We start from the raw sequence: 12,707 nt of genomic DNA on the forward strand, positions 1-12,707 counted from the left end.
GAACCGCCAATTCTACTAGGATGAGGTCTATTTTTCAAATAGGCTGACTCCTTTGAGTCTGCTATTGCAAGGACCGAAGGTGTTGCCGCACTTTCGGTCTCTTTATTATTATGTTCTTTCTATGCGCATCATACCATATTTTTTAATGAGCGAAAAGATGATGTACCATGTTTAGTAAGGGTGGATATGGCCATCATGTGTTAAACGAGGAAAATGAATCCGCCGGGATGAATGAAGTCGGTGAGGAAAAGTATAAAATCGAGGTGAAAGAAAGCAGAGTATATCGAATTATTGTTAAAGGAGATGATTGAAAGAAAAGTTTTAAAGTCATTTGGGATGTAGAAGAGGAAAACTATTTGAAACGAACCAATTATTCAAAACATATATTTTATTAAAGTCGGTGTGTGGCGGGGGCGAGCCTTTGGAGACGAGTACAAAAGAAAAAACAAAATTAGAGAAGATTCTTTTTGTGATGTCTATTTTTGGGCTTGTTGCGGTGTTTATTTATGCAATGTTTATTTGGTCCCATCTGCCGGAAACGATTCCGCGCCATTTTAATTTTAAGGGGGAGCCGGACGGATTCGGCGGAAAAGGTTACATTCTCGTGCTGCCTTTTGTAGGATTAGGAATTTTCATTTTCACTACCTTGTTAAGTCAAATTCCGAATGCGTTTAACTATCCGTACAATGTGACCGAAGAACAAAAACAGCGACTGTATATTAATTGGCGGATTTATTTGAGCTGGCTGCAAACACAAATGATCTATTTCTTCTTATATGGTGTTTGGAGAACGGCTCAAGTTGCTTTTGGAAAAGTGGATGGATTAGGAATTTATACACTTCCGATTTTCTTGCTTGTCGTATTTGGAACAACTATATATTTTACGGTTCGCGGAAAAAGACTGTATGGAGAGAATAAAATAACCAGATGACTATCATGTTTAGATAATCATCTGGTTGTTGTTTAGCTGTTTTTATTTGCGTTTAATAAAGAAAGGAAGCTCTGTATGCCCCATTTCGCGCACGTATATGAAAAGCTGGCCTTTATGATGGATTTCGTGGTCCATAGCGGATTGAAGAAGTTGTGCTACAGAGAGTTGTACTCCAAAGATTTTAGTTAGGTCAAGTACACGATCGAAATCTTCGTCTGTAAGGGACTCTAACAAACTTCTTGTCTTTTCTGTATACGCTTCTGCTAGCTTGCGAAGATCCGTTTCAGTTTCCTCGATTTTTTCTCTGAACACGGCTGGATTTCCGCTCTTTGCGGCTTTCGCAAATTTATAAAATGAGAAAAGTATATGAGTAACGAGGTCTTTTGCTGGCATGGATGTCGGCGTTGGTTTGTAGTCATAATGTTCCTTTTCAATTTTGTTCACCAATTCCACTGTAACGTTGCGATGAGATAAAAAATATTGAACGAGCTGGCTTGTGCGGTTCATGGGCCACTCCTCCCTGAGAGAAATCAATATCACTTCCATGTTAAGATGAAAAATTTCTTTTTGCAAAAAATTGGTTTGAAATACATGTAAAGAAATCATTTTTTACCACATTTTCTCGTAAATTTTGCACCAATGGATATTTGGACGGTTCGATTGAAAGATGTAAATGAATAGGTCTTGCTAAGTAGAGCCAGATAAAGAACTGTTGCCTGTCGTTCATTGAGCTGATAGGCATTTTTATTAATTGCATATGATGTGTAAAAAGTATTTGACATCAAAATGGTTGATTGTTAAATTTTAACTGTAAAAACTTTTTTACATATATTCATAAAGGCAGGCGGTAGAGTTGTAATGAAAAATCGGATAAAGGAATTGCGGGAACAACAAGGATTATCACAAGGAAAGTTGGCAGAAATGTGCCGCGTCAGCCGGCAGACGATTAATGCGATTGAAAATAACAAATATGATCCAACGTTAGAGTTGGCGTTTCGCTTAGCGAAAGTATTAAGAGTGAAAGTTGATGAGTTGTTTTTTCCGGATGAAAAGTAGGGGGAGATAGGATTGAAAAAGGTAAGTATTATTGCCTCATCTATATTGCTGTTTTTTGTAATTTGTTTTGGAGGGTATAAATGGCTTATTGCTGGAGAAATAGATGGGAATATCATATTCGCTGGAAGTATCGCAATTGCTTATTTATTTAATTCGCTAACATGGGGTGACCCGAGAGGCAAAGAGAAGAAAGATGAATTAGATTTGCACATTATGGCTCAAAGCGCCAAAATTGCTTATGTCGTTTTGATGATTTTATCCGCGGCGATTCTTTTTGTATCTGAAGGAGTCTATGAATTAAAAGATATTAAAAATATTCCGCTGCTTCTTGTTGTTTGTTTAATATTTATTGTTTGGCCTGTCACGGAATTTTTCTATTCGAGAAAGTATAAGTGAGGCGAAGAGGCTGCTTAGTGAGTAATTTGTTAAATAAGGAAAGAAGGTATTGAGTATGCTTCGCCATCGATTTTTTGCTGTCATTGCTTATATGTTCGCTTTATCTTTGCTTATGTATTTTTCCATGAGTTCAGTAATACTGGCTGTAACTGAGTCAGCCGTTTTTCCAAATATGAAATTTTATTTTATGCTGTTTTTCATGATTTTATGTTGCTGGGCATTGGGAATGGCAGTACGAAAATATATGGAGCGTTTGTCTGATAAAGAAAAAGTTCCAATGAAGACATCATTTATTATCGCCACTTTTGTCTCGTTTTTCGGCTATTTGCTTATATTTACAATATAATTTGGGGGATTTTTTATGGATACATATATTGTTTTTGGCGATTCGGCGGCGGGCGGACTTAAAGTTGCGCTTCGGGATATGGGCTTGGATGGGGAAAGTGTTATTCATTTTTCGGATATTTTTTCTATAGGACCTGTGTGGCAATTACACACTGAAGCCGGAAGAAAGTATAGAGTAGATTGGTTGAAACACTATTTATCCCAAGACCCTTATGACTTATTTTTCGAGGAAGAATATGAATCATGTTTTCAACGTACACTTACTTGCATTGATTCCATTCCTGAACAAGCAACGATTATGATTTGGAGCGGAGAAAATGCACATGAGCAAACAGGATTGAGATATGTTCTTTATTTATTGAGAGAAAAAGCAAACCGAATTGTAGTGATAAATAGCGCGCAAGCACACAGAGAAATTTTTAACACAAAAGAGATTCAATATCACACTTGGTATACGGGAGAAATCGGGCCAGAAAAATTAAGAGTAATCATCGAGCAAAGAAAATGTTATCATTTCTTGCCCCCAGACGAGAGAAACCGGCTTGTACAGGAATGGGAGAGTTTGGCGAATAGCGATGCTGTACTGCGGATATGGAAAAACGAAAAGATAGAAAGCGTTCAAGAAGATTATTATGATAAGAGAATCATTAAGGCGGCAAAGAAATTGCATGAAAAATTCCAAGAAAATGACTTTATCAAAGCAGCAAGATTAATCGGCGAAGTATATGGGCACTTAAATCAGTATGTAGGAGATCAATATTTGGAATATCGACTTAGAGCATTGATTGAACAAGGTGTGTTTAAAGCAGAAGGGTCGCTTGAGGCGATGCGATATTACAGTGTAAAACTGAGCACATAAGCAGCGAAACAGGGGGAAGTATTAGTTGAAAAGGCGGATTTTTGGTTACGGATTTGTTTTTTTATGATATTTGGGGCTGCTTTCGCATCGCAAGATAAGAACGGCTTTAGTTTTGGTGATCAAATTTTACGGGGAATCGGTTTCAAAGCTTGGTCCGATCCTGAATCAAACATGGGATTTTATTATACGGCTCTTTATTCTCTAGTTTTTGTTATTGTCGGATGGTGGAGAGCAGTATGTTTGCTGAAAGAATTCCAACCTAAAATTGCACGGCAAATGATTGTTCTATTTTTTATTACGATCTTTTTTCTTGCTCCGGCTATCAATAGTGTCATGAAGCAAGTTTATTATTCTTGGCAAAGCGGTATCGCTGCGGTAGAGTATTATCCTGAGGAAAGCCGCTGCTCGATTTCAAGGGAGAGCGAAAATGTCCCGGCAAAACTCAATTGTCAATTTACTTTTGAAAATCATCAATCATACGAGGGATAAAAGTGCCCGTTACTTCAATCTAAGAGTCGGCTTAACCGGCAGAGATGTTATTGAATATAGAGTTACATCAGTCCATCTTGATTGCTCTTAGGACTTATGAATGATCTGCTGTAGAGATAATAATATTTAATGAAGTGAATAGAAAGGATGTGAACATTAGTGAGGGACACCTCCTCACGCAAAAGGATGAAAATAAAAGTAATCATAGCCGATGATAATTCCTTTATCCGAGAAGGAATGAGAATTATATTAAGCACGTATGATGAATTTGAAGTATTAGCGACAGTAAATGATGGGCAAGAGGCATTCAATTATTGCCAAAACCATGAAGTAGATATAGCGCTGTTAGATGTGCGTATGCCGAACATGAATGGGGTGGAAGCAACCAAACTCATATCTGAACAAACAAAGACAAAGCCTTTAATACTTACTACATTTGATGATGACGAATATATTTTAGATGCCATCAAAAATGGAGCAAAAGGATATTTTTTGAAAAATACAGATCCAGAGAGAATACGTGAGGCAATTAAAGCAGTATATAACGGAAATATTATTATGCAGGATGTGGTAATGGACAAAATAAAATCAAGCTTAAAAGAAAACAAAGAAGCAGAACCTAAAATAGATAAAAGTCGTTTTACAGAAAGAGAGATGGAAATCATGTCCCTTATTGCTAAAGGACTTTCTAATAAAGAGATTTCAAAGCAACTTTTTATATCGGAAGGTACGATTGCCAATTACATTACTTCTATTTTGGGGAAAACAGGATTAGAGCATCGAACGCAAATAGCGATTTATTATTTAACAGGAAAAGTGAATTAGTTGAGGGAAGAATATGGAATTGTGGTTGATTCTGAGCAGATTCATAGTGTGGGGATACATTGCTGTCCGTTATGTGTATTCCGATAACACAACTATTTCTTGGTTCGTGCTTTCTTCTCTTCTCTATCTTTGTATAAATATAACCATTTATATCGTAAAAAAAGATGCAGCAAGAAGACTTACTATCCTGCTATCTATCGTTTTTATACTTATTTCAAATTTCTATATCTATCCTTTGTTCATCTTGCTTTTGCCCATTAATCTATACGAATTAGCTTCTTATTATATACATAAAAAGTGGATGCTGTTTCTCTTGCTTCTTATTCCTATTCTATTCATTGAAGAAGATGTGTATCTTATATATGGACTCGTTATGGCGTTTAGTTTTATAAATTTTACAATAGCAAAACAGTACACACTTAAAATTACACAATTTGAAAACAATCTCGATAAAATGCGAAAAGATATTCAGAGATTAACGAAAAGTTTAAATGAACAACATGAATACATTAAGCAGTCAGAGTACACGTTTAAATTAGAAGAACGAAATCGGCTGTCACAAGAAATTCATGATAAAATCGGTCATTCCATGACAGGAGCGCTTATTCAGATGGAAGCTTCTAAGCGATTAATGGAGATTGACAAAGAGAAAGCAAAAGAACTACTGCAAAACGCCATTAATATTTCTAAAGAAGGAATTGAAAATATAAGAATGACGTTAAAACAAATAAAACCCCCGTCAGAACAAATCGGTATTAATCGAGTGAGATTATTTATAGAGGAATTTTCAGCGAAACATCACATTCAAATTCCTTTTGTCTGCAAAGGGAATTTGGATGTGATTTCGCCAATCCAATGGAAAATTATTTATGAGAATATTACCGAGGCTTTAACCAATGCGATGAAATATGCAGAAGCAACCGTTGTTTCCATTGAAATTCATGTGCTCAATACTCTCATTAAAGTAGAAGTCAAAGATAATGGAAAAGGTGTTGAAAAAATAAAAAAAGGCCTTGGAATCATAGGAATGGAAGAACGAGCAGCTTCGGTGAACGGCACTGTTATTGTGGACGGTACAAATGGTTTCTCCGTGACAACATTACTCCCCATACAAGGATGAACTATCTCACCCTCAAAATATGAATATCCTCATGTGAAAATGATGAACTCATACACTTATATGAGTTCATCTTCTTTTTTATAATAGCAGCATAAAGAAAGTGAAGAGGTGAAAGCATGAACATATTAGAAATCAAAAATGTAACGAAAAAATTCGGTGACTTCATCGCAGTAGATAACATGTCCTTAGCTGTAGCTGAAGGAGAAATATTCGGATTTCTAGGAGCAAATGGAGCTGGGAAAAGTACCACGATTAATATGATTTCAGGGCTTTTGCGAGCCAATGCGGGAGAGATTAAGATCCTCGGAAAAAACATCGTCAAACACAGCAAATTTGCCAAAATGAACATCGGTATCGTTCCACAAGATATCGCCATTTATGAAGATTTAACTGCATATGAAAATGTGAAATTTTTTGCAGGTTTATACGGGTTACGTGGTTCTCAACTGAAAGAACGAGTGGAAGAAGCATTACAGTTTGTCGGGTTAAGTGATAAGCATAAAAGCTATCCAAAGAATTTCTCTGGCGGAATGAAAAGGAGATTAAATATTGCCTGCGCGATCGCTCACAGACCTAAACTCATCATTATGGACGAACCCACAGTGGGAATTGATCCGCAATCAAGAAATTATATTCTGGCATCTGTAAAAAAACTGAATGAAATGGGATGTACTATTATTTATACAAGCCACTATATGGAAGAAGTCGAAGAAATCTGCACTCGAATCGCCATCATAGACCATGGAAAAATCATTGCTGAAGGGACGAAGGAACAACTAAAAGCCATTATCACTAATACGAAGGATATTTGGATTGAAGTCAGATCAACAGAAAATATTGATACAAACAAAATAAAGGAAATCAGTGGGGTAAAGGCGGTCCAATTCGAAGAGAACATGATTAAAATCAGCTCAGATACAGGAGTCAATAACCTTAACAGTATTATCCAATGCTTGATTAACGATGGTGTAGAAATACGTTCACTGGAAGAAAAGTCACCAAATTTAGAGACAGTGTTCCTTACCTTAACAGGAAGAAATTTAAGAGACTAGCTATTATATTGAAGACTAGCGTAATACAAAAGGGGGATTGTCCTTGAATATCATTAATATCGCCATAAAAGAAATAAAAAGAGAGTTTCGCGATGTGAGAACACTTGTTTTTATGCTAGCATTTCCGATTGTGTTAATGTTAGTATTTGGTGCAGCCCTTTCTAGTGCGTTTGATTCTACCATTTCGGTGGGGGATATTCACGTGTTGTACAAAGACAAAACAACTGGAGAGTTTTCCACATATGTTCGTGAATTTATAAAAGAAGCAAAGAAGTCTGACATTCATTTCAAAAAAGCTTCCCATCATGTGGATGGGAGAAGAATGGTCAAGCAGGGGGATTATGACGGCTACATGGAAATCGATAATAAAGGAATCCATCTATATACGAATAATAAAAATTCAGTCAAAGGCAGTATTATTCAAGGAATGGTGACTGCTTTTGCTGATAAATATAATATGGTCACGGCTGTAGCGCAAGTGAAACCAACTCAAGTCCATATGTTGATGAACAACGGTCATCATGATGATTATATAAAAGAAACTTCCCTGCATTCTAAGCGGCAACCAAGCGCCATGGACTATTATGCCATTACGATGACAACGATGATTGCTCTTTATGGAGCTGTATCGGCCAGTTATTTAATAAGGGGAGAAAGAATACGAAAAACAGCAGATCGGTTACTCGCAGCGCCAATTCATAAGAGTGAAATTTTTATCGGAAAAATACTCGGAAGCATGGCTACCAACTTACTTTGCATTGTCATTGTCATTGTGTTCAGTAAGTTTGTGTTCAAAGCGTATTGGGGACATCACCTTACCCTAGTGTGCCTTGTAGTGTTCACCGAAGTACTATTCGCCGTTAGTTTCGGGCTAGGAATCAGCTATATCGCAAGGACAGAAGGAGCTGCGAGAGTGATTGTTCTGGTTGTGATACAGTTAGCGTCTTTCTTTGGCGGGGCGTATTTTAAAATAGACGCTACAAGTACAATAACAAAGTTTATTACTCACCTTTCTCCGCTCACATGGGTAAACACGGCTATTACAAAAATGATTTATGCCAACGATTTGTCCGCTATTTTTCCTGCTATATTCCTAAATGTCGGACTATCAGCATTGTTTTTGTTGATCGCGGGGATGTCGCTCACGAGACGGGAGGGATTATAAGATGCGAGACCTAGTTTGGCTAATAAGGCATACATTAAAAAATACGTTTAGCAACAAAAAAAATATACTATTATATTTTGGTACTCCATTAATAGGGATTATTATATCTCTACTTGCCTACGGAGGATCTACAGCGAAGGATTTACATGTCGGTATTGTAAACCGTGATCCTCATTATATTACAAATGATACGATACATTTTATTAAAGGAATTGAACATATATCGGTTACGAATGTAAAAGAATCGGAAATAGATGACAAAATCACATCTGGAAAACTAGACTGCGTGCTTATTTTTCATTCAGGGTTTTCACAAAGCGTTCAAGAAGGACATCCGAGCCATATTCAAATCGTTTCGATTCGAGGAGCAGAAATTACAGGTTTTATCAAATCGTATCTGTATCAGTACATCGATAATATTACTGCCCTCAGCAATATAGCAAAAGGGGATGAACATACATTTGTGGAGATGTACAAACGTTATCAGCAAGCTCCATTCAAAATGTCGGTCCATCCGTTACAAGATACATCGAAAAACAAAGATATGACGTATCAAACAATCGGATATTTGCTCATGATCATGCTTTTATCGGCGGGAAACTTAGCCGAAATCATTATCAAAGAAAAAGAAAATCGAACGTATTTCCGATTATTATCTGCCCCTATCAGTGCGAAAAAGTACGTATTATCGAATGTCATCGTCAACATGATTGTAATGACGGGACAAATTATCATTACGTTAATCATGATGGATACAGTATTTCACATAAAGACGAATATTCCTTTTTGGCAAATAACAACGATCCTTATGCTTTTTGCCCTGGTAGCTATTGGAGTTGCTTTAATAACTGTGGCTTTTGCAAGCAGCGCAGCCTCTTCAGGAGCGATGCAAAATTTATTGATTACCCCTACATGCATGCTTGCGGGATGCTTTTGGCCAGTTGATATTATGCCTGCTTTTGTGCAAAAAATTGCTGATTTTCTTCCACAGCGATGGGCGCTAGATACGTTATTGAAATTGCAGCAAGGACATCATTTCGGAAGTTTATACTTAAATATGATGATTCTCTTCTCTTTTGCCCTAGCCTTTTTCTTAATTGCTGCCTATAAATTTGGGCGAAATAATAGTGTGAGAAATTTTCTATAAGAGGGGGCGACTCATTAAAAAAGGTTAAAACATTTTGTTATACACACCATGTATCTGTCGGACTAATACAACCGTGTCGGTGTGGGCGTTTTATCCGCTGGCTGCAGGGCTCAGACCAACCTTTTATCACTTTCAGTATCAAAATAATAAAAACAGGTATCGTGCAACTGACGGAACAAAAGCGTTAGTAATAGCGGCTGTACATGCAACGATAAATGTAAAATGTACGTTAAGACAATAAGAAAATCGCAAGGTGCCCAGATTCGCCTAAAAACTCCCTGTGTCTTGTGCGCTGCGGCTAAAGAGCGATTTGAATTTATTTGAATAAGCCGTCAGTTCTTTTGTAAAGAGCTGTTGGCTTCTAAGCTACGGACGAAGCAGTACTCCGCTGCTCGTTTGTCGTTGTTCAAACACACTGTACGGCCAATTCCATGTTTATATGTCCAGTCAATTCGGATTGAAAGTTGCTCGTTTCTTAGCCAAGTGATCAAATCTTGAAATAATGAGACCAAACTTGGATGTAAAAAAGGACATTTGTACGCGTTAGAAACAGCGAATTTTTTCAAATGGAGGCGCATATCCTCTCAAGAAACTAAACAATGTCTGAGTGGATAAATTGTTTAAGTCGATTGGAAGTTGCTGAAAAGACAATGGGAGGTGGGCAGAGAGAGCTAAAGGAATTCACTGAAATACTTCGATGAATATTTAAAGAAAATGTAAACTATCAGTCTCCATAATGCGTTTCCAACTCTCTTTAGGATAAGACTGAATATCCAATCTTATTCTAGGAGGAATCATTATCCCTTCTATTATCAATCCATTTCAAAGATACTGTTCCTCTTACATTACACACAATTCTTAACGGTACCGGGAAACGTCTAATTTTTCATGATTGGAAAATATAAGTTCTTCTTTTACCAAAAATACTTATATTAGTATTGATGAATATGATCCTGACAAGAAATCGATAGGGGGAGGGAAATATGCTAAAAATTTTTATAGATCCGGGTCATGGTGGAAGCGATCCTGGTACTGTTGGGAATGGCTTGATAGAGAAAGATTTAACATTATCCATCGCTTTGGAAATCAGAAACATTTTGCAAAATGAATACGAAAATGTATCACTTCGATTAAGCCGTACTAATGATACAACGGTGTCCTTAAGTGAACGGACAAATATGGCGAATAGATGGGGCGCCGATTTTTACTTATCGATTCATATTAATGCTGGTAGAGGAACAGGATATGAAGACTACATTTATGCAGGACTTCCTGATAGTTCTACAACGGCAAAGATTCAAGATATCATTCATCCTGAAGTAGTACAAGCAACCGGCTTTTATGATAGAGGTCAAAAGAAAGCCGATTTTTATGTATTGCGGGGAACTGTCATGCCTGCCTTACTTACGGAAAATGGATTCATTGATCGTCCGGAAGATGCTGCAAGGTTGAAAGACCCAGCTTTTATTCAAAAAATTGCAAGAGGACATGTGAACGGTTTAGCGAAAGCTTTTGGTTTAAAGAAAAAGTCTTCTGCAGATTATCTGATTAGAGTGATTGTTGATGGGATTCAAGTTGGAGCCTACAGGGAAAGAGAAAATGTGTTGAAGCAAGTTGACTATTATTTAGGAAAGGCTAATACCATAGAACTTCAGAAAGTCAATGTATAATCTATCTTCTTCTATGATAGTTTGAAGTCCTTCTATCAGGCATTCTCCAATGTTCTTGAGATTTGACCTGCCGCTTATTGTTTCTGCTTTTTTCTTTGCTTCCTCTGAAATGAACATCATAATAATGATTAGCTTTAGAGCGGATCGATTTTTACGGCCTATTAAACTAGCTATAGTTTAATAGGCTTTTTAATGATCATACATATTTTTTGAGAATTGATGGTTTGATACTAGGATTCATGCCGTTTCTACGTAACTACATCTTCATATTTTATATTGAAACTCTTTCAGGGGGAAGTGAAAAGTATGTTTGGCTACTCCATGGTTCAAATGGTCCGCAGTCATGCCCATAAACTAGATCGTCCTTTACGTCATCTCATATTGAATACGTATAAGTCTTTCGTATATACACCTTGCATTTTTCATAAAAAATTAGAAGTGTTCATTAAAAAAACAAAAAAAATTCCGGTTATCATAAGTTTTCATGAAGAACATAATGCTTTTCACGATGGACTCAATACTCTTCAACAAATTGAAAAACAGCATTTTAGAACGAAGGTTCATCATCGATTCCAATATATTCATTCTTGTAGCGCTGAAGTCACTCCACAAGCATTGGAGCAAATTGTGCAATGCCAGCATGTGAAAAAAGTATACTTAAATCGTAAAGTGAGTGCATTATTAAACAATGCGGTTCCATCAGCGAATGCGAAAAATATCAACGTCAACGGCACTTCATTAAGCGGTAAGGGTGTGACGATTGCTATTGTTGATACAGGCATTTATCCTCATCAGGACTTGGAAGGAAGAATTATTGATTTTGTTGACTTTGTGAATAACCGGACTGAACCGTATGATGATAATGGGCATGGAACACATTGCGCGGGAGATGCAGCCGGTAATGGATCAGCTTCTTCAGGATTGTATGCAGGTCCGGCCTATGAAGCCAACTTAATCGGTGTAAAAGTATTGGACAAAATGGGGACAGGATCTCTTGATACGATCATTAAAGGTATAGAATGGTGTATTCAGTATAATGAGCAAAACTCCGATCATAAAATTCATATTATTTCTCTGTCTTTAGGAAGCGAGTCACAACCATTTCCAACGGAAAACGATGATCCAATGGTGAGAGTTGTGGAAAAAGCTTGGGACCGTGGAATCGTTGTATGTGCAGCAGCGGGTAACTCTGGGCCGGAGTATAGAACGATTTCCAGTCCGGGGATTAGTGATAAAATCATCACTGTTGGCGCATTAGATGATCGGGATACCGCAAACACAAGAGCGGATGACGATGTGGCTGATTTCTCTAGCCGTGGACCTACTAATTATGGAGTCACAAAGCCAGATATAGTCGTTCCGGGGGTTAATATTATTTCCTTACGCGCTCCTAGATCTTTGTTTGATAAATCCCAAAAAGAAAGCCGTATTGGACAGTATTATACTAGTATGTCAGGAACGTCCATGGCAACACCGATCTGTGCAGGTGTCGTTGCGTTAATGCTTCAATATAAACCAGATGCTACGCCAGATCAAATCAAACAAGCATTAAAAAACGGTACTGACTTATGGACAGATCGAGATCCGAATATTTATGGTGCCGGTTATATTAATGCCAAAAAAGCAATTGCACTTTTATAAAGAAATTCGTA

At 37.2% G+C, this 12,707-nt stretch carries 15 protein-coding genes; 14 read left to right on the plus strand and 1 reads right to left on the minus strand.

Translation table 11 applies throughout. From position 1 onward, the window contains the following. Positions 1-167: 167 nt before the first annotated feature. On the plus strand, positions 168-311 hold the full coding sequence (locus ISX45_RS16840; RefSeq protein ID WP_194519454.1) for a hypothetical protein: 144 nt from the start codon (positions 168-170) through the stop codon (positions 309-311). A gap of 110 nt (positions 312-421) precedes the next feature. Continuing rightward, the gene (locus ISX45_RS16845) at positions 422-931 is read left to right on the plus strand and encodes a DUF1648 domain-containing protein (protein WP_194519455.1); all 510 of its coding nucleotides are present in this window, start codon (positions 422-424) and stop codon (positions 929-931) included. 42 nt (positions 932-973) lie between these two features. Here the strand turns inward: ISX45_RS16845 and ISX45_RS16850 are convergent, their stop codons facing one another. Continuing rightward, positions 974-1,438 (minus strand): DinB family protein, encoded by a 465-nt coding sequence (locus tag ISX45_RS16850; protein ID WP_194519456.1) that lies wholly within the window; start codon positions 1,436-1,438, stop codon positions 974-976. A 351-nt stretch (positions 1,439-1,789) separates the two neighbouring features. On the opposite strand from ISX45_RS16850, the gene ISX45_RS16855 reads away from it, so the two are divergent. The 12 genes from ISX45_RS16855 (at position 1,790) to ISX45_RS16910 (ending at position 12,696) form a co-directional block, all read left to right on the plus strand. After that, complete coding sequence (locus ISX45_RS16855; protein WP_111646277.1) at positions 1,790-1,987, plus strand: helix-turn-helix transcriptional regulator; 198 nt, start codon at positions 1,790-1,792, stop codon at positions 1,985-1,987. 12 nt (positions 1,988-1,999) lie between these two features. Further along, positions 2,000-2,383 (plus strand): DUF2178 domain-containing protein, encoded by a 384-nt coding sequence (locus ISX45_RS16860; RefSeq protein WP_194519457.1) that lies wholly within the window; start codon positions 2,000-2,002, stop codon positions 2,381-2,383. Positions 2,384-2,438: 55 nt separating this feature from the next. Next, positions 2,439-2,729 carry a hypothetical protein gene (locus ISX45_RS16865; protein WP_194519458.1) on the plus strand — a complete coding sequence of 97 codons (291 nt, stop codon included), beginning with the start codon at positions 2,439-2,441 and terminating at the stop codon, positions 2,727-2,729. Between the two features lie 15 nt (positions 2,730-2,744). Continuing rightward, positions 2,745-3,587 (plus strand): DUF1835 domain-containing protein, encoded by an 843-nt coding sequence (locus ISX45_RS16870; RefSeq protein ID WP_194519459.1) that lies wholly within the window; start codon positions 2,745-2,747, stop codon positions 3,585-3,587. A gap of 63 nt (positions 3,588-3,650) precedes the next feature. Next, a complete protein-coding gene (locus tag ISX45_RS16875) occupies positions 3,651-4,076 on the plus strand; it encodes a hypothetical protein (protein ID WP_194519460.1) in 426 nt (141 codons plus the stop codon). A 186-nt stretch (positions 4,077-4,262) separates the two neighbouring features. Beyond that, the gene (locus ISX45_RS16880; protein ID WP_194519461.1) at positions 4,263-4,901 is read left to right on the plus strand and encodes a response regulator transcription factor; all 639 of its coding nucleotides are present in this window, start codon (positions 4,263-4,265) and stop codon (positions 4,899-4,901) included. A gap of 13 nt (positions 4,902-4,914) precedes the next feature. Next, positions 4,915-6,021, plus strand: a complete 1,107-nt coding sequence (locus tag ISX45_RS16885; RefSeq protein ID WP_194519462.1) for a sensor histidine kinase — start codon at positions 4,915-4,917, stop codon at positions 6,019-6,021. A gap of 116 nt (positions 6,022-6,137) precedes the next feature. Then, positions 6,138-7,073 (plus strand): ABC transporter ATP-binding protein, encoded by a 936-nt coding sequence (locus ISX45_RS16890; RefSeq protein ID WP_194519463.1) that lies wholly within the window; start codon positions 6,138-6,140, stop codon positions 7,071-7,073. 43 nt (positions 7,074-7,116) lie between these two features. After that, positions 7,117-8,238, plus strand: a complete 1,122-nt coding sequence (locus ISX45_RS16895; protein ID WP_194519464.1) for an ABC transporter permease — start codon at positions 7,117-7,119, stop codon at positions 8,236-8,238. A gap of 1 nt (position 8,239) precedes the next feature. Next, on the plus strand, positions 8,240-9,385 hold the full coding sequence (locus ISX45_RS16900) for an ABC transporter permease (protein WP_194519465.1): 1,146 nt from the start codon (positions 8,240-8,242) through the stop codon (positions 9,383-9,385). Between the two features lie 983 nt (positions 9,386-10,368). After that, complete coding sequence (locus ISX45_RS16905; protein WP_194519466.1) at positions 10,369-11,055, plus strand: N-acetylmuramoyl-L-alanine amidase family protein; 687 nt, start codon at positions 10,369-10,371, stop codon at positions 11,053-11,055. A gap of 306 nt (positions 11,056-11,361) precedes the next feature. Continuing rightward, on the plus strand, positions 11,362-12,696 hold the full coding sequence (locus tag ISX45_RS16910; protein ID WP_194519467.1) for a S8 family peptidase: 1,335 nt from the start codon (positions 11,362-11,364) through the stop codon (positions 12,694-12,696). Positions 12,697-12,707: the final 11 nt, after the last annotated feature.

It is taken from the genome of Thermaerobacillus caldiproteolyticus, from assembly GCF_015326725.1.
In the GTDB taxonomy this organism is placed as follows: domain Bacteria; phylum Bacillota; class Bacilli; order Bacillales; family Anoxybacillaceae; genus Thermaerobacillus; species Thermaerobacillus caldiproteolyticus.

What these genes read in the sequence shown, in the direction of transcription:
- ISX45_RS16840 (WP_194519454.1), top strand. Translation starts at nt 168, where the DNA reads ATGTTTAGTAAGGGTGGATATGGCCATCATGTGTTAAACGAGGAAAAT.
- ISX45_RS16850 (WP_194519456.1), bottom strand. Translation starts at nt 1,438, where the DNA reads ATGAACCGCACAAGCCAGCTCGTTCAATATTTTTTATCTCATCGCAAC.
- ISX45_RS16855 (WP_111646277.1), top strand. Translation starts at nt 1,790, where the DNA reads ATGAAAAATCGGATAAAGGAATTGCGGGAACAACAAGGATTATCACAA.
- ISX45_RS16865 (WP_194519458.1), top strand. Translation starts at nt 2,439, where the DNA reads ATGCTTCGCCATCGATTTTTTGCTGTCATTGCTTATATGTTCGCTTTA.
- ISX45_RS16870 (WP_194519459.1), top strand. Translation starts at nt 2,745, where the DNA reads ATGGATACATATATTGTTTTTGGCGATTCGGCGGCGGGCGGACTTAAA.
- ISX45_RS16875 (WP_194519460.1), top strand. Translation starts at nt 3,651, where the DNA reads ATGATATTTGGGGCTGCTTTCGCATCGCAAGATAAGAACGGCTTTAGT.
- ISX45_RS16880 (WP_194519461.1), top strand. Translation starts at nt 4,263, where the DNA reads ATGAAAATAAAAGTAATCATAGCCGATGATAATTCCTTTATCCGAGAA.
- ISX45_RS16885 (WP_194519462.1), top strand. Translation starts at nt 4,915, where the DNA reads ATGGAATTGTGGTTGATTCTGAGCAGATTCATAGTGTGGGGATACATT.
- ISX45_RS16890 (WP_194519463.1), top strand. Translation starts at nt 6,138, where the DNA reads ATGAACATATTAGAAATCAAAAATGTAACGAAAAAATTCGGTGACTTC.
- ISX45_RS16900 (WP_194519465.1), top strand. Translation starts at nt 8,240, where the DNA reads ATGCGAGACCTAGTTTGGCTAATAAGGCATACATTAAAAAATACGTTT.
- ISX45_RS16905 (WP_194519466.1), top strand. Translation starts at nt 10,369, where the DNA reads ATGCTAAAAATTTTTATAGATCCGGGTCATGGTGGAAGCGATCCTGGT.
- ISX45_RS16910 (WP_194519467.1), top strand. Translation starts at nt 11,362, where the DNA reads ATGTTTGGCTACTCCATGGTTCAAATGGTCCGCAGTCATGCCCATAAA.